This is a genomic window from Tenacibaculum sp. FZY0031, assembly GCF_036350695.1.
Lineage (GTDB): Bacteria > Bacteroidota > Bacteroidia > Flavobacteriales > Flavobacteriaceae > Polaribacter.
Genome location: NZ_JAZDVY010000008.1, coordinates 240044 through 260799 on the forward strand (window position 1 = coordinate 240044; position 20756 = coordinate 260799).

Consider the following 20756-nt stretch of genomic DNA (forward strand, 5'->3'; position numbering starts at 1 on the left):
AAGAATGCTCTCATGTTATGTTTATGTTATCATTTAAAGGTGTATGTCTACTTGTAATCTATACATTAATTGATTTGTAGCTGCTGCTATGTCTAAGTAGCTGATATCGGTTTGAACCTTTAATTTATGACCAACAATGTATTTTGATAATCCTATTGTGTATTGATTTTCAGTCCCTTTACCTGTAATGTTTTCGTCTAAAGAAATATTGGTAAAACGACCAGACACCTCCCAGTTCTTAGTAAATAAATATCCCGATTGTAGATTTAAACCACTTCCTACTTGCACAATTTCTCCTGTAGGAGTTCCATCTGAGTTTTTTGCAATAGGATCTTTTGCGTTTCTGTATGAATATTCTCCCATAAAAGAAACCCCTTTATACTTAAACATAGTATCTATAAAAAAGGTTGAAATGTTTGTTTGATAATACCCGTCATCAGTAATCATATACGTTCCTTGGTTGCTTCTTGTTTTTACTGCATTGTTATTAAAATCATAACTCATACCAATAGCAAGTTTAGGTGTTTGCTCTCTTTTTAAGTCTCCTCCCATATAGTCTCCTTTTCCTTCAAATTTCCCAAAAGGTAAAAGTTCTAAATGAGCGGTATATTGATGACCTCCTAAGTTTCCTATTGTAACATTTCTTCCTTCTCCTTGTGAAAAAGCCAGAGCTTCTCTTACTATGAAATTATCAGATAAATTGAAATGGTGTCTTAACTGCACTCCCATATCTCTATCAATATTAAATCGTTTGTTTAATAAAGAACGATCTACTAATTGCATGTTTGCTGAAGAGATAACTCGTTCACGGTTGCCCGGTAGTTTGGTTTGTCCAAACCATAGTTCGAAGTTTTGGTAGAAATTCCATTTTAAAACAGCATCTAAAATATATCTTGGAGCATTTCCTGTATGTTCTGAAGCACCGCTAATGTCTCTATTAGATAAACCAAGCTCCATTTTATACTTTAACTTAGGAGAAAAAGCAAATCCTTTAAATTTTAAACGTGCTCTTCTCACTAACATAGAAGAAGATGGGTTGTACAAACCATCTTTGTTAGAATCCCATTCTCCTGTTGCTAAAAATTGCATTCGGGCACTCATTTCCATAGACCAAGTGCTGTCTTTTCCTATAATATTAAGTAAGCCGTTACCAAATTTTGTGGATTTTTCGTGTTGTGCATGTGTATACGTCAACATAAATATACTTACAAGGGTAAGTATTTTTTTGTAATACATTAAGGGTAATTTATTAGTTTTTGTCGCGGCAAATTACCAACCCTAATGTTAATTTAAAGTTAAGTGAATATTAAAAAACTGCCTTGTTTTCAAGGCAGTATGTGGTAAGTCACATAAATAGTCGACAAAAACTAATAAATTTATAATGACTCTATACCTCTAAACTGAGGTAAGTCAAATGTATTCTCTTTTTTTAACGCAAGTATTAAGTATGTTTTAATAAACTGTTATGTAAAGTACGAGATTAAGTTAAGAAAGGGTTAAGTAGTTAGATAAAGTTTGCTATTTTTTTAGGCCCTTCAAGAACGGTTCTTGTAATCTGCATGGTACCATCTTCGTTGGTAACGACATGCCACTTGATAAGAGTAATTTCATTGTTTTCAATTTCTAAACCAGTAATGCATCTAGGGTGTACACAACTACCATCGTTGAAATGAGGAAGTTCATTTTCAGAAGGAAATCTAGGACGATGAGTATGCCCAGTAACAATCATTTGTTGGTTGTTATTTAAAATCCACTTTTCTAAACGACGTTCTACCTTTATCAATTCTTTAAAGTTTTGAGCAGGACTGGTAGGATCTTTAATTCCGTGTATTTGTAATGGTCGCCATAAAGCACGAACTAAAAACCTGCTTAATTTCCAAAAAGTATAGTTGAACCAATCAGCTTGATGGCCGTGGAGTAAAAAAATAGACTTCCCATCTTCTTGTATCAATTTAATTGCTTCTGAAAAAGAAGCATTGGGCATTAACTCTTTCTTTTTTCCATCAATAGTATCGTAATAAAAATTAAAATTCTTAGCAACGTTTTTAGGTTTTCTATAATTCATATCATGATTACCCCAAATAAAATGTAGCCTGTTTTGTTGATGAAACTTTTGAAGTAATAAATAAATGTTTTTATTCGTATTGAAAATATTTACAAATTTATTTTCCCAAAGCTCATCTCCATCACCCAACTCAATATAAGTAAATTCACTTTGAAGGTATTGAGATAACGCATAGTGATATATTTTTCGATTATGTGCAAAGTCGTCTGCAAAACTGTTATCACCTCTATGGCAATCAGAAAATAAGATGTATTTAGAGTTTTTGTTTAAAGGAAGTTTTTTTGCTTTTTTAAAAGCCTTATTTATTCTATGTTTTGAAAACATTTATGGTGAAAATTTATGTCCATATAAAGATGCGAAAAAATAAAATGTATCACAAAACTTGTTGAGGATAAGAATAAAAAAGCTCACTGTTGATTTATAATTTAACAAGAGGATAAAAATATTTTACCTGTATAATGTTAATTTTTAATAACTTACAAAGGAATTTATAATTAACATTAATACCCTTCAAAAATGAAAAAAAAGTATTTACTACTTTCGTTACTATTGGTGTGCCTTAGTTTTTCTAATGGTTACAGTCAAGAAAAAATGTTTTATGGTACTATTGAAACCAACGATGCCTTAAAATTACAAAAAGTAGCCCCCTCCGACATTGAGATTCTTTCTTCCACAAATGGTTTTAGTGCTGTAAAGTTAAGTCACCATGCAGCAGAAAAGTTACATCACATGATTTTAACTCATGGCCCAGGGTTTATTTATGAACCTTCTGAAGAAAGTGCTTTACAAACAATTCAAAATTTACAAAGTAAAAAAGCGTATCAACAAAGAGCATCCTATACTATTAGTGAAGATCAACTTGTAAATCAAAGTTTAAGTTTGGTGAATAATACAAATATTGCGAATCATATTGTAGCACTTGAAAACTATGGGACCAGGTATCACACAACTCAAAAAGCAACGCAAGCTGTTCAAGATTTAAAACAAAAATGGGAAGCTATGGCAAATGGTAGGTCAGACGTAAGTGTTAGGATAGTTAACCATAGTAGTACTGGAATGCCTTCTGTAGTTATGACAATACAAGGTGGCGATTTACCAAATGAATATGTACTAATAGGTGGCCATATTGATTCTGTTAGCCCAGAAAGAGAAACCAATGCACCTGGTGCTGATGATAACGCATCAGGAATTGCTACAATTACAGAAATGGCAAGAGTGCTTTATGAAATGAACTTTCAACCAAAAAGAACTATAGAGTTTATGGCCTTTGCAGCAGAAGAAGTTGGATTAAGAGGTTCAAAAGAGATTGCACAAGATTATAAAAACAGAAATGTTAATGTGTTGTCGTATGTACAGTTTGATATGACAAATTACAAAGGATCACCAAAAGATGTTTATATTTCTGATGATAGTTATAACAGTAGTACTCTTAATGCTTTTTTAGCAAGTCTTATGGATCATTATAACGCATCAGGAAGTCATCAATTTACTTACGATTATACACGATGTAATTACGGTTGTTCCGATCATTATAGTTGGGCACAACAAGGATATGATGCAGCTTTCCCTTTTGAAGCATCGTTTAATGGTTCAAGTCCTTATATTCATACGGTGAACGACACATCTGATCGGTTTCCAACGGCAAATGCTACCCATGCAGCAAAATTTGCAAAACTTGGTTTAGAGTATATAATTGAAGTGGCCAAAAGCAAGGGAAGTGTTAGTGTGCCAACCTATTGCGATTCAAAAGGAAATAATGTAAATGATGAATATATACAGAAGGTCACATTAGGGAGTATTAATAACAGCTCAGGAGCTACAAATGGATATCAAGATTTTACTAGTATTTCCACTAACTTGGAGCAAGGGAGTTCCAACACGATTACCGTTACCCCAAAATGGACAGGTACAGTTTATAATGAAGGATATGCTGTTTGGATTGACTATAATCAGGATTCTGATTTTGAGGATAGTGGAGAGCAGGTATGGGTTAAAAGTGCTTCTTCTGATGGTTCAGTCAACGGTACTTTTACTGTTCCTGCTAGTGCAAAATTAGGGAACACAAGAATGAGAGTGTCTATGCGATATAATACGACACCCTCTTCTTGTGGAACGTTTGATTATGGTGAGGTGGAAGATTATGCTGTGCATATTATTGAAGGAGATGGAGGGACGAGTACAAATATTTGTGACGGTGTAGCTCAATATGATTCTTCTCAAAGCTATCAGGTAGGTGATAGAGTTGTTTATTTTGATGTTTTATACGAGAGAATTTCAAGCGGATGGCGTACTATTGGAAGTTGTGGAAGCGCTAAAACGACTAAGTCAAACACAAAACAAACTTTAGTAAATGACAAAAATGTAATCGTTTGCTCACCTAATCCTGTAGAAGGAAGTTTTATTGCTTTAGAGGTTAATAATGAATTGTGGAAAAGTAAAGATGTTACTATTTACAATACAAATGGAAAATTACTTAAAAAAGTAAAAATGAGTTCTAGAAATAACAATATAGATGTTTCAAAGTTATCAGCGGGGATTTATTTTGTATCTCTTAGTAACACAGGGAAAAAGTATACTAAACAATTAGTAAAAAAGTAGGTTAAAAAAGAGAATAAAAAAAACCAAGTTTTAAAACTTGGTTTTTTTTTAATTTATCAACGAGTTGTGAATTACCTAACTCCTAACGAGGTCCAATCATCTATATCTTTTACCTCCCATTCAGAAGAAGCAGCATCTGTACCAGCGCTTGCTGCCCAATCTGGGTTACCTTCAGTTATTGAAGCTTTACGAACAAGCGTGTGATCTTTTGTAGCGGCAGTTACACCAGCTACATCCCATCCAGAACCTGGGTCACCATTCCAATCACCTAACCAGTCTAAAACCGTATAGCTAGTTTCTGTTCCGTATACTAAAGCAAAACCATCATCACCATTACTTAAAAAGTTAAAAGTATGATTAGCTTTTGCTAAAATAGTTGGGTCTGCACTACCGTGAGCAATAATATAAGTAGCTCCTGGAGCTATTGTAGCACCATCAGGGAATGTGTTCCAGAATTCGTACTCTCCTACAGTTGATGGATCGTTAGATACATTTGGAAATGCATAATCTTTTAAATCTACAGTTTCAGATGTAGGGTTGTATATTTCTAAATACTTGTTGTTACTACTTCCTTCTGCGTATTCAGAGAAAAATAATGCTGCTGCAGTTCCAGTACCTCCACCTGTAGATCCACAAGCGTAATCTTCAGTAAAATTAACATCAGCCTCATTTCTAAGGTAAATTTGAGCTCCGTTAAAATCACTCATTACTCCTGTAAGGGTTCCTTTTTTATCACTTACAGAGTTACTAGCAAATGTTGCCTGAGGTCTAACATAAGTTGTTAATTCATCGGTACAATCAGAGGTAAAAACATTAGAACCATTATAAGTTCCTGTAATATCTTTAAACTGTACACCTTCAATTTGTACTAATTTTCCTTGGTAATCACCAGTTAACGCTTGAGCTATCGTAATTACTTCAGGGGTAGGTAACGTTCCAGCAGTTGTGTTAATAATACTTGATGGAGAGATGTTTAATTGTAATAAACCGTTATATTCGCTTAGTTTAGCTCCTCCAACAGCAATTTCTATTTCATCTCCTAATTTTAAATCGTAAGCATCACTAAATCGTAAAGCAATACCTGCTGTTGCGTCTTGAGCAAAAGCATTTTGATTTGAAATATTCTCTGTAGAAAGGTCTGAAGTAATTACAAGTTTTAACTTTAAGTTTTGAGTAACAGTAGTTTCACTACCAGTATACAATGCTTTTACTTCAGCTAATGAAGCCTCTGTAGGGTTGTTGTTACAACCGTATTCTTGGGTAAAATCAACATCGTTTGTATCTCTAATATATAATTGGTAGTCGCTACTAAACTTTCCTAAAATAGCAGTAATACTTCCTTTTTTATCTGGAATAGGGTATGATTTAAAGGTTGAGAAACCACTAGTTCTCATAATAATAGATTCAAAAGTTTCGCAACTTACGAAGTTTCTGTTTACAGAAAAAGTATCATCAGGATTAGCATAAGTTAGTCCTTTTTCTTCAGATTGTAACCCTTCAATTTTAACTAATGTATTGATGTGAGCATCAGTTAACTCTCCAATTGTTAAGTTGGTTGGTACTATTTCAGTAATTTCAGAAGATCTGTCGATAAAATTGATATAATCGTTTGCGTCAATTCTATCCGTACTACTTCCGTTTAAAACACCTATTTGAAAAGAGGCGAAGTATTTACTTAAAACAAGTCCTTTTAATTTAATGTAAACTTTTCTACCTACATTATAACGAGCTCCTAAATTGGTATCATCTATTCTTACTTCTAAACCAACAGTTGGGTTTTCTGGTTTGTCTTGAATTATGATTGATTTGAAAAAATTTCCTTCTCTGTCGTCAGAAATTACATAACCATAAACAGTAACGTCTTCGGTAAATTCTACAGGGTCACCATTGTACTGGGCAATAATTTCGTCTAAAGACTTTAAGTTTTCGTATTGTTTATCTGGTCCAATAGTTGGTAATTCAAAATCGTTATTGTCAACACATGAAGCAGAAATTGCAATAAAAAGTATTGCAAAAATCTTGTATAAATTTATTTTTTTCATTTTGAGTGTTTTTTAGAATCTATAATTTAAGTTTAAGAAATAAGTAGTACCTCTACCATACCAATATTTATTTCCAAAGGTAGGTGTTCCGTTAGCGTTGTCATCACGTAGTTCACGGTAGTTTGCATTTCTACCTTGTTCAAAACCTCCTGTTTTGTATTCTTCGTTAAATAGGTTACTAACACTAGCAAATAAACCAATGTATTTACCATCGCCTACTTTCCACGATTTTCCTCCAATGGCATTCACAACCATGTAGTCATCAAATTGCTCTTGAGCTAATAGTTGTCTAGCTAACACAGGGTCGTAATCTGCAAAAGCAGCTCCATCAGCGTCGCTAATAAAGTTACTAGTTCTTCTAATAGGAGAAACATCTACATAAGCTTCATCCATATAATTTGCTGTTACACTAACAAACCAATAATCTGGATCTCTATATTCAAAACCAAAAGAGTATGCTTTATGAGGTCCTGCGGCGATTTTATAATCTTTAAGAGAAGCTGCTCCCATGTCTCTTTTACCATTTGTAAAACCAGGGGTTGAAGCATTTTCAGTTGTAATAACCAAATTAGGATTGTTGTTATAGGTGTACTGCCCAATGTTTGCAGCTCCTTTTAATTTAATAGTAGGAGTAACTTGTGCTTCAATACCTAATTCAACACCAAAATGTCTTTTGTCTATACCTGTTAAGATTTCTTGAATAAATGCAGAAGTATCTCCTCCAATACCGTCAGCAAAGAAGAAAGAAATTTCGGTAGCATCTTTTATATCGGTAAAGTAACCTGTAACTTTAGAAGTAATTAAAGGGCTTCTAAATACATAGCTAATATCTCCAGATAATATTTTTTCGCTATTTAATTCAGCCACATCAGCTACTGTTACATTGTTAGCTCTTGAGTTAGCAAAAGAATTACGTAAAGATGGTGCTTTGGTTATATAACCTCCATTTACATCAATTAAATGACGACCAGAGATTTTATAAGTCAATCCACCTTTAGCTCCATAATTAAAGAAATCTAATTTGTTTGATTTTCCATAAGAGTTGGTTGGGAAATACCCGTTTTGGAATAAACCTTCTCTTTGATGGGTGGTATTGTTCGCTTGTCCTGCAACATAAAAATCAACTTTGTTGTATTTGAATTGTAATTGAGCAAAACCACCATATACTTCAGAATTGAAGATATAGTTGTATTTAAAGCGGTCTCCTAAGCCAATTGTTCTATTAGGAGTTAAAAGGTTACTTTGTTGTTGATCAAAATTATCGCCAAAAGTATTTACATCCAAATAACCTGTAGCTCCAAGCATATCTATTGGAGAAGCAAAATTTTCAGACTTTAACTTTCTATATTCACCACTAGCTGTTAATGTAATATTTTCATTTAATTCTGAAGATAAAATCATGTTAGCAGTTAATTGTTGATCGTCGTTTCTATCTTCATATAAAATTACACGAGCATTTTCAGGACTACCTTCGTTTCCAATATATAATTCATCCCAATCAATTTGACCATCATTTTGAAAACCAGTTAACGATTTGTAGGCATTTTCATAATCAGGTCCATTAGGGTCTGATAAATACCAACTTGGTAATTTTCTGTAGTACGTAGGATCAGGATTGTTAGCGCCGTTATAATCTAAACGACTGTTGCCAATTTCTCCAAATTGAAAACCAATATTCGTGTTTAATCTCGTGTTATCAGAAAGATTCCAATAGTGATTTAACATAACGATTGGCTCGTATAACCTTTTAACTCTAGAGTTTCTGTTTTTATCTCCTTGCTTCCCCCAATATGAGTTATAACGAATTCCTTTAATGTCAAAAACTTCTTGAGTGTTTGGTGAAGATTTTCCTCTCTCATTTTCAGCGGCAATCACTGTTAAGTTTAAACTATGAGCTTCGTTAATTTGCTTTTCAAGTGATAAAAAGATAGAATTGGCATCGTAAAAAGTACCATCTACATAGCCTTCGTTACCAGCTCTCCTACTACCAGAAACAGTTATTGCCCATCCATTAGCTAACAAACCAGAAGAGTATGTAGCCATTAAGCGGTGGTTGTAACTTCTGTTAGAGGATGCATAAGAAACACGACCTCCTTCACTGTATTCTGAAGCTCTAGTATTAATGTTTGTAGAACCTAAAACACCACCAAATGCGTAATTTGAAGGAGTCAGTCCATTGCTAAATTCTTGATTACGCAATACATCGTTTAAGCCACCCCAGTTACTCCATTGAGGTCTTCCGTTGTATAGCTTGTTCATTTCAATTCCATTAATCAAAACTTTACCGTTTTCAGAATCTAAACCACGTACTCTGTAAAAAGAGCCACTCCATTCAAAAGCAGCAGTACGTAAATATACATCTCTAGAGGCTTGTAGTAAACCAGAAATGTTATCAGCAGCACTTGTATCATCATTTAATTCATCATCTGTAATAGTGATGGTGCTTAAATCTTGATCTTCAGACAAATCTTCATACATAAAGATTGTTCCTAAATCTACTGTTTTTCCAGATAATTCTACTGGAAAGTTTTGGGTCTCATACCCGTTTAATGATACCGTTACAATTTGCCTTCCGTTTGGTAAACCATTCAGTGTAAAAGCCCCACTAGCGTCTGTAGTACTCGAGACGTTTGCTTCTTTTACACTTACAGAAACACCTTGCATAGGATTTTCAGAATCGCCGTTTATTACGATCCCCTTTACAATATTCTGCGCATTCAAGCCAAATAAACCTGAAAAAAGCAATAACATTGTTATCGTAAAATTTCTCATAAATGATTGTTTATAAAATATTTGAATATATTAATTCCCCAGGCCGAAAATACGGCAAAAGGGAGGCAAAATTACGAAAATTATAGTTATGTTAATATTAAGTTAAAGTTATGAAACCTAGTTTTGTGTAAATTATAGGTTTTGGCTTGAAAATTGTTTTTACTTTTGTCGCGTAAAATTTATTAAATGAGAAATATAGCTTTACTTTTAGTTTTAACTCTTGGTGTTTTTTCTTCACATGCACAACAAGAGGCAAAAAAATACAAAATAAGAACTGTTGGTTTTTATAACTTAGAAAATCTTTTTGATACTAAGAATGATCCTGAAAAGAATGATGAAGCAAGTCCGATAATGGAAATGAAAGGGGATAAGGAAGAGGTTTATTTGGATAAAATTGATAAATTGGGAGAGGTTATCTTTCAATTAGGAGCAGAAAAGGCTAAGACCAGTCCTGCAATTTTAGGAGTTGCTGAGGTTGAGAATAAAAAAGTTTTAGAAGATTTAGTAGCGTCTGAAAAGTTAAACAAGAAACGATATAGTATTATTCATTTTGATTCTCCTGATAAAAGAGGGATAGATGTAGGATTGCTATATCAACCACGGTATTTTAAACCTATTCATTTCGAGGCATTCAATCCTAATATTTACGATCAAAATAAAAAAGTATACACGCGCGATATTTTGCTAGTATCAGGTTATTTAGATGATGAATTAATACATGTGATTGTTAACCACTGGCCATCCCGCAGAGGAGGAGAAGCAAAAAGTAGGCCTTTACGTGAAAAAGCAGCGTATAAAGTAAAGCAAATTATAGAAAAAATTAAAGAAAGCGATCCCAACCCAAAAGTGTTAATAATGGGAGATTTTAACGACGATCCTATCAATTCGAGCTTCAAAACAGTTTTACAAACGAAGAGCAAGAAAAAAAATGTAAAAGAAGGAGATATTTATAATCCATACGAAGATATGTTTCGTCGTGGGTTTAATACATTAGGCTATAGAGATAATATCAACCTGTTTGATCAAATTATGTTTACCTCTCCGTTATTAGACAAAGGGAAAAAAGATTTTTCAACATACAAAATGTTTAAGTCAGGTATCTTTAATAAGCGTTTTTTAACTCAAAAGAGTGGACGCTATAAGGGGTATCCTTTCAGAAGTTTTTCTTATGGGAGATATACTGGAGGGTATAGTGATCATTACCCAGTATATATGTACTTAATTAAAGAAGATAAATAATATAAAAGGCCTGCAATTTTGCAAGCCTTTTAATTTTTACACACGTCATCTAGGTAAGTATTCATTCTTAGTTGAAACAAAGTACCTTTTAAAAGGTCGTCAATTTGCCATAGTTCAACTGATGATACTGCCATGCTCACTTTATTTGAGGGAGTTTGAAGTAGAATAGATCTACAGTCTTTTCCATTACTACAAGTGGCACAATTTCTTTGAAGTTTAGAGTCCGTTACCTTGTCTAAAAATAATTCGATCTCTTGTTCGGTTAGATGAAACCCAGTGTCTCTAAATATTAATTGAATTAAGTTTGAATTGTTTTCTTTCCAATGAAAAGAAATACCTATGTTGTTGTTGTATATTTTAGTAATTCCGTCCATAACTGTCTATTATGATAACAAATATATGGTATTATTTGGAATTATTCTAAATAAAAAAATACGGTTTTTACTATTTTAAATCTTTTAACATTAATTGTATAGAGGTATAACCGTTCCAAGTATTTTCATCTAATGTGTAAGCAATGTCAAAGTCGTTTTGTACAGCTGATATTTTAGTGCCTAAACCAAATCCAATAGCATTGTATGTTTTTTGGTCAGAGCCATAAATGATGTTCAACTTTAAATGGCTACTGTCAGCTCCTACTTGTTTTCCGTAACCATTGTCTCTCACAGCGGTAGTCGTAAAAATAGGTTTCATATTAAGTGGACCAAATGGAGCCATTTGTTGGATGATGCGGAAAAACTTGGGAGTAATTTCTGATAGGTCAATTTCAGCATCAATGGTAATCTCTGGTGTTAACAAATTTTTGTCAATTGTGGAAGCAACTACTTCTTCAAATTTCTTTTTAAAGTTTTCATATTGCTCAGGTAATAAGGTTAAACCTGCGGCATATTTATGTCCGCCAAATTGTTCAATAAATTCCGAACATGCTTCTAGGGCATTATACACATCAAATCCTTTTACCGAACGAGCAGAGGCAGCTAATTTTTCGCCACTTTTAGTAAAGACCAAAGTAGGTCTGTAGTAGGTTTCGGTTAAACGAGAAGCTACAATACCAATAACGCCTTTGTGCCAATTTTCATCAAAAACAACTGTGGTGTAATTTTCTTGCTCGTTGTTGTTTTCAATTTGAAGTAAAGCTTCTTGGGTGATAGCTCTATCCAATTCTTTTCTGTCGGAATTAAATTTTTCTATTGCAGAGGCAAATTCAACTGCTGAGTCAAAATCCATTTCGGTTAATAATTCGACAGCGTAGTTTCCATGTTTCATACGACCAGCAGCATTTATTCGCGGAGCAATGATAAAAACTACATCAGTAATAGTGAGTTCTTTTTTTTGTAACTGATGAATAATGGCTTTGATACCATTTCGAGGTTGAGAGTTAATAACTTGTAATCCATGATAAGCTAACACTCTATTTTCACCAGTCATCGGAACAATATCGGCTGCAATTGCTGTAGCTACTAAATCTAAATACGGAAGTAAGTCTTCAATCGTTTGGTTTCTTTTTGAAGCTAATGCTTGAATCAACTTAAAACCAACACCGCAACCACATAATTCATCATACGGATAGCTACAATCTACTTGCTTAGGATTTAAAACAGCAACCGCTTTCGGAACTTCGCTTCCTGGTTTGTGGTGATCACAAATAATAAAATCGATATTTTTTTCAGTAGCGTAAGCAACTTTATCAATAGCTTTAATTCCGCAGTCTAAAGCTATGATGAGAGAAAACCCATTGTCTTCAGCAAAATCAATTCCTTGAAAAGAAACTCCATACCCTTCATTATATCGGTCGGGAATATAGGTTGCAATCTTAGGGTGAATTGTTTTTAGATAAGAAGACAGTAAAGAAACCGCTGTGGTTCCGTCAACATCATAATCACCAAAAACTAAAATATTCTCGTTGTTTCTTATGGCTTTTTCTATACGTTGTACAGCAATTTCCATATCCTTCATTAAAAAAGGATTGTGTAAGTCGCTCAACGAAGGACGAAAAAAATGCTTTGCCTCATCAAAGGTTTCTATACCACGTTGTACTAAGATTTTAGCCAAGGTTGTATCCACAGCTAATTCTTTGGCCAATTGTTTTACTTTAATAGTGTCTGGTTGTGGTTTTAATGTCCAGCGCATAGCAATTTAATCAAGAATAAATTAGTTGTTATGTAAATGAATAGCGGTAGTTACATCCGCAAATTTTCTAAACATTTCCATAACACCACAATATTTCTCTATCGATAAGTCTACTGCTTTATTAATTTTTTTCTCGTCTAAATCACTTCCGTAAAAATGATAATCAACTAAAACTTTATGGTAATACTTTGGGTGTTCTTCAGTTAATTCACCCGTAACAACAATCTTAAAATCATCAATTTTCACACGCATTTTTTCTAGCATAGGAACAATGTCTAAACCAGAACAACCTGCTAACGATGAAAGCATCATAGCTTTGGGGCGTAATCCAGTATTATTGCCACCATGCTCTTCAGAAGTGTCAATTACTATTGAGTGCCCACTAGGATTGTCACTTTCAAATTGCATGTTTTCTTTCCAAACGGTTGTAACTGTGTTTGTTGCCATATCTTGATATTTTTTTGTTTATTGCGTAAGCAAGTCAATGTGTATTTCGACTTAATTATTTAAATAATAACACAAACTTACAGTAAAAAGTTAGTATTAAAAACTTAAAAAATAAAACTATGCCTTTAGTAACTCCTTTAGATCCGAATCATGATGCAGAAACGAAACAATTATCTGATTTTTATAATGAAACCTTAGGTTTTTGTCCGAATTCGGTTTTAACGATGCAACGTCGTCCAGAAATATCCAAAGCATTTATTAATTTAAATAAAGCGGTAATGGCTAACCATGGTCGTGTAACTTCTGCTTTAAAAAGGATGATTGCTTGGGTAAGTAGTAACGCTACAGGTTGCCGTTATTGTCAAGCACATGCAATTCGTGCAGCAGAGCGTTATGGAGCAGAACAAGAACAATTAGATAATATATGGGAGTATAAAACTCACTCTGCATTTTCTGATGCTGAACGTGCTGCGTTAGATTTTTCATTAGCTGCTTCGATGGTTCCAAATATGGTAGATGAAAAAATAAAAGAAGAATTGTATAAATATTGGAATGAAGGCGAAATAGTTGAAATGTTAGGTGTGATTTCTCTTTTCGGGTATTTAAATCGTTGGAATGACTCTATGGGAACAAGTATTGAAGATGGAGCTGTTGAAAGTGGTGAGCAATATTTAGGAAAACATGGATGGAACAAAGGAAAACATGTGTAACTAAAATTATTAAAACTACCAAGGCTCGCAATTGCGAGCCTTGGTAGTAAGTATTTATAAGAATTATTTTTTAAGTAAATCCCTAATTTCGGCTAATAATTCTTCCTGAGTAGGCCCTTTTGGAGCTTCAGGAGCTGGTTCTTCTTTTTTCTTCATGGCATTTACCGCTTTCACAACCGTAAACATTACAAAAGCTACAATAATAAAATCGATAACATGGGTTAAAAACTCGCCATACATAATAGCAACCTCCCCTGTTATTTTACCTGCTTCATCCGCAACTCCTTCCTTTATTACGTATTTTATATCTTTAAAGTCAGCTTTGAATATAAGCCCAATTAACGGCGATACAATTCCCCCTGTAAAAGAAGTTACTACTTGTTTAAAAGCTGCTCCCATTACAAAACCTACTGCAATGTCAACTAAGTTTCCTTTCATTGCAAAGTCCTTAAATTCTTTAAGCATTCCCATATATTTGAATTTTAATAGTTAAATGAATTGAAAAGTATAAAAAAATTAACTCTTAACCAATCTTTTTATACGTTGAGATAAAGCAGTGAGTATTTCATACGGGATAGTCTCACTCTTATGAGCCATGTATTCCACATGTTGTTGATGGTTGAAAATAATAACCTCGTCACCTTCATTGCAATCAATTTGAGTAACATCTACCATAATCATATCCATACAAACATTTCCAATAATAGGAGCTGGTTGATTGTTAATAAAAACAAAACCATTTTTATTCCCTAGTCTTCTTGAAATACCATCTGCATGACCAATAGGAATCGTAGCACTTCTTGTAGGTTGGTTGGCAACAAAAGCCCTGTTATAACCCACTGTTTCACCTGGTTGAATTAAGTGAATTTGAGAAATGATAGATTTTAAAGTATGCGTATTTTTTAATTGAGCAGTTTCTTGATCATCGTTCCCAAAACCGTACAATCCTATTCCTAAACGAACCATGTCAAATTGAGCTTGGGGATAATTGATAATGCCAGAAGTGTTTAAAATGTGAATCATAGGTTCATACCCTAAATGCGAATAAATTTGTTTTACGATATAGGCAAAATTGTTAATCTGACCAACAGTAAACTCTTGTTCATAAGGGTCTTCACTGGCTGCTAAGTGTGAAAAAATAGATTCAACTTTTACATTGTTAGATTTTTTTAATGCAGTAATTAAAGCTGGTACATCTGTATGCCAAAACCCTAACCTATTTAATCCAGTATTGAACTTTATATGAATAGGGTAATTCATCAAAGGAGTCTCATCAGCAAGTTGCATAAAAGCATCAAAAATTTTAAAACTGTATAGACTTGGTTCTAGGCGGTATTTTACAAGCTCTTTTAAGTTTTGAATTTGAGGTTGCAACACTAAAATAGGAGTTGTTATTCCTGCCTCACGTAGTGCAATGCCTTCGTTAGAGTAGGCAACAGCAAAATAATCAACTTGATCTTTTACAATTTTAGCAATTTCAACAGATTCACTTCCGTAACCATAGGCTTTAACAACAGCCAAGATTTTAGTTTGTGGTTGAAGTTTTTGCTTAAAGTAAGCAAGGTTGTGTAATACAGCCTTCGAGTCGATTTCTAATACAGTAACGTGATTGTTATTCATTGTTGCTTTCTTCTTCTTTGTTATGAGTTTGTTGCTCTTTCATGGCTTTATAGTAAGCCGCCCTGCTTAATGGTTCGTATTCTTGGGTTTCTCCTAAAAATACCAAATCGTCACTTTGTGCTTTCCTGTAGCTGTAATGAGCTAAATTGCCCGTACGAGTACAAACAGCGTGTACTTTCGTAACATATTCGGCAGTAGCCATTAATGCAGGCATAGGTCCAAAAGGGTTTCCTTTAAAATCCATGTCCAAACCTGCAACGATAACACGAACTCCTCTATTCGCTAAATCATTACAAACAGCTACAATTTCGTCGTCAAAAAATTGAGCTTCATCTATTCCAATAACATCAACATCATTAGCTAATAACCTAATATTAGAAGATGCAGGAACTGGTGTAGAACGAATGCTGTTCTTGTTGTGTGATACTACTTCCTCATCGTTATAACGAGTATCAACTGCTGGTTTAAATATCTCAACGCGTTGTTTAGCAAATTGTGCACGTTTAAGTCTACGAATTAATTCTTCGGTCTTACCCGAAAACATTGAGCCACAAATTACCTCAATCCAACCAAATTGTTCTGTATGATTTACTGTATTTTCAAGAAACATTTTGTAATTTTAAGCTCTAATTATTGATTTTTGTATTACTTTCGAATGAGGAACAAATTTATTAAAATTTAACAGCAAAAATTAAAATCAAACGACAACTTATGCACAAAAAACTAGCATCAGATTTAACCAGTTTAGCACACAGTATTTTACAAATGAAAAATAAAGAAAATGTGTTTGAGTTAAAGCAAAAGGCATATGAAGTTTATGAAAAACTTTCGGTTTTAGCGTATGTGGAAGAGTATATAAATAATACTCCAAATCCTACAAAAACTAAGGAGGAGTTGTTGCAAGAAGTATTGTTAGCTGAAGAGAAAAAACAGGTAGAAGCTGTTGTTGAAGAAGTTTCATCTACGGAAGAAAAAGTAGCAATTAAGTTAGAGAAAGAAACTATCGATGATTTTAAAACTGAGGAAGAACGAGTTCAAGAAGAAATAGAAATACCTACAAAAAAAGAAGTAGAAGAAATAGCACAGGAAGAAGAACTTGTAGAAGAAAGAAAAGTACACCATTTAGAAGAAGATTTACAAGATAGTTTTGAGCAAGAAGCAGATGAAATAGCTGAAAAAGTAATTGAAGGAATTAATGAAGAAGTAATCTCGAATCAAATTATAGAACAGCCTTTTGATGAGTTAGAAGAATTATTGCACGGTGAGGTTGAAACTACTAAAAACGATGTGAAAGATGTTGGAGAAAGAAAAACGCCAACGTTAGAAGATGAGTTACAAGATACGATTTCAGTAGATATTATGACAGATTTGTTTACGAAAGCAGCACCTAAGAAAACGATTAATGATTACTTTCAAAAGACCATTCAAATTGACTTAAATGATAGAATAGCTTTTGTAAAACATCTTTTCGATGGAGATCAAAACGATTTTAATAGAGTTATTTCTCAACTGAATACCATTAAAACAGAAAAAGAAGCAAAAAAATTTATCAATAAAATGATAAAACCTGATTACGATTGGTCAGAAAAAGAAGAATATGAAAATAGACTGTTAGAGATCATTGAAAGAAGATTCGCATAGATGGATTCTAACTTTACAGTTGTACATACACACTTTCACAACAGAAGAACTGGTGTTACAAGAAGTATTGAAAATGTACTTCCTCAATTAAAAAAACTGTGTACAACCTATTTGTATGGTTATGGTATTCAAGGAGATAAAATAACAACTTCTCAGTTAAAAAAGTTATTGTTTTCTAAAGAAAACACCATTGTTCATTGTCATCGTAACAATGAAATTTTAAAAATGCTATGGTATCGAGTGTTAGGAGCAAAGTTCAAATTAGTAGCAACACGACATGCTGAAACAGAGCCGTCAGGATTTACCAAGTTTCTATTGAAGAAATCAGATGAGGTTGTCACGCTAACAAGCTCGATGCATAAGAGCTTAGGGATATCTAACGTAATGGTACCACATGGTGTAGACACAAGCCTTTTTATTTCTAATCCAGAAAAGAAATTAAACAATATTGCTCAAAAAAATATTATTCTTTGTGCAGGTAGAGTTAGAAAAGCAAAAGGACAAAAAATATTACTAGAAGCTGTAGCACCCAAATTAAACGAAACCAAAGAATGGGCATTGGTTGTAGTTGGTAAAGTAGACACCCCCTCGTTTTTAGAAGAATTAAAAGAAATAGTTAAAAAAAACAAGGTTGAAGACCAAGTTTATTTTGTTGATGAAACATCAGATATTATTTCTTATTACCAAGCAGCTAAAATTTCGGTGGTTCCTTCTTTTACAGAGGGTTTTTCTCTAGTTTGTGCTGAAGCAATGGCATGCGCAAATACAGTTGTGGCTACAAAGAATGTAGGAGTGCATTCAGAGTTAATAACAGACTCAGAGTCTGGCTATTTGTTTACCCCTGGAAATAAAACAGAACTTCAAAAAATAATTGAAAACCTAATACATAAGAAACTTCCTCATTTAGGAGATTGCGCTCGAAGAGAAATCGAAAAAAAATGGAGCGCACAAAGAGAAGCTGAGGAACTAGTAAAAGTGTATAAAAACCTTAATTAAAACCTGTAGTAATTAAGTTTTTTACCTGAAAAAAGAATTGTTTTTTCTTTCGGCAAAAAATGGCTCCGTAGAGATTAAATAACTTTATGGGGGGCATTAGATCCTAGGGGGAAAACCCCTTTTTTATTATCAGCATCAATACGGATGGTTGTTAAATAAGTGTTAATTGATTAACTTTGCTTCCCTAACTCATAATTCTTATATGAGTTTTAATCTCTCAACGAAATATCCCTTTAACCTCTTTGTTTCTGTAACCTCTCTTAAGCTAAAAAAATACTTTTAGTTATTTGATAACCTCTTTACTAGATATTTTACAACCAGCTTGTTTTTATGTTGGTTAGATGTGTAACCCCTTTAATAACAAAAAATTAAAGAATAATACCATGTAAAATATTACAATATGTTGCTTAATGATACAGAACCTGCCTGTAAAAGGAGAGGGTTAAAAACGTTAAAAAACTGCATTGATAAAGGTTTTAAAAGGCGCCTATATAGTATGACAGGTTTTCTTGTCGTGCTTTTTTTGTTTTCAACAAATGCAGTGAATGCACAATTAGTGAACACAGAAACTACAGTTCAAGCCAACTTTGGTGTTGATGCTGATGTGTATTCAGGAATAGTATCTTTTCCAAATGGAGCAGTCTTCCCATTTGGAACTGATGATTGGTTTTTAGGAGACTCAGGGAAAGGAGTAATAGACGAAACTTCCACAGCAGTAACAGCAAATTTATTAGTAGATGATAATGCTTCTGCTGAAATTAGAATGAGTGTTCCTATTTATACAGTTGTTGATGGAAGACTTTGGATCGATGCTGTTTTTATTAGAGATCAAAACGCTCAAGGTAACAATACAGATTCAAATGTGTTTACAGGAGGGTCAGATAAAAATAATGACAATCCGAATACTTGGACAATTACTGATGCCTCTGTGCCTCAAAAAAATGACATTATAGATGTTTTTGGACATTTAAGAAGAGAAGGAGCTACAGTAGGAACAGATGAATGGGCTTTTTTAGGGGCATCAACAAGAAATGATAGCGGAGATAGTTATTTAGACTTTGAATATTTTAGAGAAAAAGTAAATTTAGTAGGAGGTACTATTCAATCAGTGGTGGACTTATCAGCTACAGGAGGAAGAACTCCATATGTGTTTAACCCTGATGGTTCGGTGTTACAACATGGAGATATTATCCTTTCTGTGAATTATGCTAATGGAGGAGCAAATGCGATTATTAAACTATATGTTTGGGTTGAATTAGTAGGGGTTCCAGACTCTTATTTTGATACACACAACACCTTGCCTTTTAGACCATTTGAGTTTAAGAAAGATCAAAATGGATATATACAATATGATGGAGGAAATGGAGCAGGAAATTATGGGTATGCTGAAATACAATTAAGACAAGGAGCACCTGAAGCAGTTTTTTCTCAAGTGAATGATGGAGGCTCTGTAACAGCTGGCCCTTGGGGGACAATTAATAAAGGAGGAAATATAGTATCCGATTATCAACAAAATACTTTTGCAGAAATAGCAATTAACGCATCAGCATTAGGTTTTGATTCTAGTAGTTCTCCTGGTATAGATTGTATTAGTCCATTAGGAAGTGTAATTGTAAAAACAAGATCTTCTGATTCATTTACTGCTGAGCTAAAAGATTTAGCAGGACCGTTTAGTTTAGCAGATACACCTGAAGTAACCGTGGTAATAGAAGGGGAAGATATAGCTTGTACAGAAGAAAGTATAACACTAACCGCAAACGCAACACCAGAAGGAAATACTTTTACGTATGTATGGTATAAAGACGATGTAGAGATAAATGGAGAAACAGAAGGTACATTGCAAGTCACAGAAGCAGGAACTTATAAAGTAGCAGCAACATTACAATTTGCCCCAGGTGTTGTAGGATGTACAGCAGAAGATGTATTTCAAGTAAATGGAGAGCCTTTAATACCGTTAAATCAAGTTTGTCCAGAAAATCAAACAATACCAGAATGTACATCACAAGCAAATATTAATAATGCTTTTGGTATTTGGTTATCTGGATTTTCAACTTCAGGAGGAAATGGAACAGTAGTAGAGAAATATTACATAGGTGAAAATGAAGTCGATGTAAATGCTCTTCAAGCACCCAATGCTTGTGGAGGAAGTATCGTTTTAAAATATGAGGTTTCTGATGAATGTGAACAAGTGGTTTCTTGTGAAAGAACATTTACAGTTACACCAGATGATGAAGCTCCAGTAATTGCCGACCAAGAGGATATCATGCTAGAGGAATGTAACCAAGCATGGCCAGAAGTGGTAAGCACTACGTGGACAGACAACTGTGGTATTGGTGGAGAGAAATCAGGCAGTATCAACGGAGTCGCAGGCGAAGTAATGGCAGGCGAAGACGGTTGTACCCAATACAGAGATTATACATTCAATGCAACGGACGACTGTGGCAACCCAGCAGCAACAGTGGTTATCCGCGTCACCAGAATGTACGATGAAACTGC

At 33.8% G+C, this 20756-nt stretch carries 15 protein-coding genes and 1 pseudogene; 6 read left to right on the forward strand and 10 right to left on the reverse strand.

The genetic code is table 11. From position 1 onward, the window contains the following. Positions 1–33: 33 nt before the first annotated feature. A complete protein-coding gene (locus V1T75_RS13170; RefSeq protein ID WP_330488990.1) occupies positions 34–1236 on the reverse strand; it encodes a porin in 1203 nt (400 codons plus the stop codon). Positions 1237–1504: 268 nt separating this feature from the next. Further along, entirely contained in the window at positions 1505–2389 is an 885-nt protein-coding gene (locus tag V1T75_RS13175) for a metallophosphoesterase (protein ID WP_330488991.1), read from the reverse strand. Between the two features lie 192 nt (positions 2390–2581). Between V1T75_RS13175 and V1T75_RS13180 the strand changes: the two genes are divergently transcribed. Then, positions 2582–4663, forward strand: coding sequence for a M20/M25/M40 family metallo-hydrolase (locus V1T75_RS13180; RefSeq protein WP_330488992.1), 2082 nt, complete (start codon positions 2582–2584; stop codon positions 4661–4663). 71 nt (positions 4664–4734) lie between these two features. Here the strand turns inward: V1T75_RS13180 and V1T75_RS13185 are convergent, their stop codons facing one another. Beyond that, entirely contained in the window at positions 4735–6705 is a 1971-nt protein-coding gene (locus V1T75_RS13185) for a DUF5689 domain-containing protein (RefSeq protein WP_330488993.1), read from the reverse strand. A gap of 12 nt (positions 6706–6717) precedes the next feature. Beyond that, a complete protein-coding gene (locus V1T75_RS13190) occupies positions 6718–9477 on the reverse strand; it encodes a TonB-dependent receptor (protein ID WP_330488994.1) in 2760 nt (919 codons plus the stop codon). Positions 9478–9663: 186 nt separating this feature from the next. On the opposite strand from V1T75_RS13190, the gene V1T75_RS13195 reads away from it, so the two are divergent. Further along, on the forward strand, positions 9664–10716 hold the full coding sequence (locus V1T75_RS13195; protein WP_330488995.1) for an endonuclease/exonuclease/phosphatase family protein: 1053 nt from the start codon (positions 9664–9666) through the stop codon (positions 10714–10716). Positions 10717–10745: 29 nt separating this feature from the next. Here the strand turns inward: V1T75_RS13195 and V1T75_RS13200 are convergent, their stop codons facing one another. The 3 genes from V1T75_RS13200 to V1T75_RS13210 form a co-directional block, all read right to left on the reverse strand. Then, positions 10746–11090, reverse strand: coding sequence for a hypothetical protein (locus V1T75_RS13200; protein ID WP_330488996.1), 345 nt, complete (start codon positions 11088–11090; stop codon positions 10746–10748). A gap of 70 nt (positions 11091–11160) precedes the next feature. Further along, positions 11161–12846 (reverse strand): single-stranded-DNA-specific exonuclease RecJ, encoded by a 1686-nt coding sequence (recJ, locus tag V1T75_RS13205; RefSeq protein WP_330488997.1) that lies wholly within the window; start codon positions 12844–12846, stop codon positions 11161–11163. A 21-nt stretch (positions 12847–12867) separates the two neighbouring features. Beyond that, positions 12868–13293: an OsmC family protein gene (locus V1T75_RS13210; protein ID WP_120186037.1), complete on the reverse strand. Its 426-nt coding sequence runs from the start codon at positions 13291–13293 to the stop codon at positions 12868–12870. Positions 13294–13412: 119 nt separating this feature from the next. Here V1T75_RS13210 and V1T75_RS13215 point away from each other — a divergent pair, with 119 nt between their 5' ends. After that, positions 13413–14003: a carboxymuconolactone decarboxylase family protein gene (locus V1T75_RS13215; protein ID WP_330488998.1), complete on the forward strand. Its 591-nt coding sequence runs from the start codon at positions 13413–13415 to the stop codon at positions 14001–14003. 63 nt (positions 14004–14066) lie between these two features. On the opposite strand, the gene mscL is transcribed toward V1T75_RS13215, so the two are convergent. From mscL to V1T75_RS13230, 3 genes are read right to left on the reverse strand one after another with little or no spacing between them, the layout of a single operon-like run. Next, on the reverse strand, positions 14067–14468 hold the full coding sequence (gene mscL, locus V1T75_RS13220; RefSeq protein WP_330489004.1) for a large-conductance mechanosensitive channel protein MscL: 402 nt from the start codon (positions 14466–14468) through the stop codon (positions 14067–14069). A gap of 51 nt (positions 14469–14519) precedes the next feature. Further along, positions 14520–15623, reverse strand: coding sequence for an alanine racemase (gene alr / locus V1T75_RS13225; RefSeq protein ID WP_330488999.1), 1104 nt, complete (start codon positions 15621–15623; stop codon positions 14520–14522). Continuing rightward, positions 15616–16233, reverse strand: coding sequence for a thymidine kinase (locus V1T75_RS13230; protein ID WP_330489000.1), 618 nt, complete (start codon positions 16231–16233; stop codon positions 15616–15618). Before V1T75_RS13230 ends, alr begins: the two co-directional genes overlap by 8 nt. 101 nt (positions 16234–16334) lie before the next feature. Between V1T75_RS13230 and V1T75_RS13235 the strand changes: the two genes are divergently transcribed. From V1T75_RS13235 to V1T75_RS13245, 3 genes and pseudogenes are all read left to right on the forward strand, one after another. Next, positions 16335–17264 carry a hypothetical protein gene (locus tag V1T75_RS13235; RefSeq protein ID WP_330489001.1) on the forward strand — a complete coding sequence of 310 codons (930 nt, stop codon included), beginning with the start codon at positions 16335–16337 and terminating at the stop codon, positions 17262–17264. Further along, positions 17265–18260, forward strand: a complete 996-nt coding sequence (locus V1T75_RS13240; protein ID WP_330489002.1) for a glycosyltransferase family 4 protein — start codon at positions 17265–17267, stop codon at positions 18258–18260. Between the two features lie 496 nt (positions 18261–18756). Continuing rightward, positions 18757–20756, forward strand: a pseudogene (locus tag V1T75_RS13245) (hypothetical protein); the annotation flags it as partial.

Coding starts and splice junctions, on each gene's coding strand:
- V1T75_RS13180 (WP_330488992.1), top strand. CDS start 2,582: ATGAAAAAAAAGTATTTACTACTTTCGTTACTATTGGTGTGCCTTAGT.
- V1T75_RS13190 (WP_330488994.1), bottom strand. CDS start 9,477: ATGAGAAATTTTACGATAACAATGTTATTGCTTTTTTCAGGTTTATTT.
- recJ (WP_330488997.1), bottom strand. CDS start 12,846: ATGCGCTGGACATTAAAACCACAACCAGACACTATTAAAGTAAAACAA.
- V1T75_RS13240 (WP_330489002.1), top strand. CDS start 17,265: ATGGATTCTAACTTTACAGTTGTACATACACACTTTCACAACAGAAGA.
- alr (WP_330488999.1), bottom strand. CDS start 15,623: ATGAATAACAATCACGTTACTGTATTAGAAATCGACTCGAAGGCTGTA.
- V1T75_RS13215 (WP_330488998.1), top strand. CDS start 13,413: ATGCCTTTAGTAACTCCTTTAGATCCGAATCATGATGCAGAAACGAAA.
- V1T75_RS13185 (WP_330488993.1), bottom strand. CDS start 6,705: ATGAAAAAAATAAATTTATACAAGATTTTTGCAATACTTTTTATTGCA.
- V1T75_RS13235 (WP_330489001.1), top strand. CDS start 16,335: ATGCACAAAAAACTAGCATCAGATTTAACCAGTTTAGCACACAGTATT.
- V1T75_RS13200 (WP_330488996.1), bottom strand. CDS start 11,090: ATGGACGGAATTACTAAAATATACAACAACAACATAGGTATTTCTTTT.
- V1T75_RS13230 (WP_330489000.1), bottom strand. CDS start 16,233: ATGTTTCTTGAAAATACAGTAAATCATACAGAACAATTTGGTTGGATT.
- V1T75_RS13195 (WP_330488995.1), top strand. CDS start 9,664: ATGAGAAATATAGCTTTACTTTTAGTTTTAACTCTTGGTGTTTTTTCT.
- V1T75_RS13175 (WP_330488991.1), bottom strand. CDS start 2,389: ATGTTTTCAAAACATAGAATAAATAAGGCTTTTAAAAAAGCAAAAAAA.
- V1T75_RS13170 (WP_330488990.1), bottom strand. CDS start 1,236: ATGTATTACAAAAAAATACTTACCCTTGTAAGTATATTTATGTTGACG.
- V1T75_RS13210 (WP_120186037.1), bottom strand. CDS start 13,293: ATGGCAACAAACACAGTTACAACCGTTTGGAAAGAAAACATGCAATTT.
- mscL (WP_330489004.1), bottom strand. CDS start 14,468: ATGCTTAAAGAATTTAAGGACTTTGCAATGAAAGGAAACTTAGTTGAC.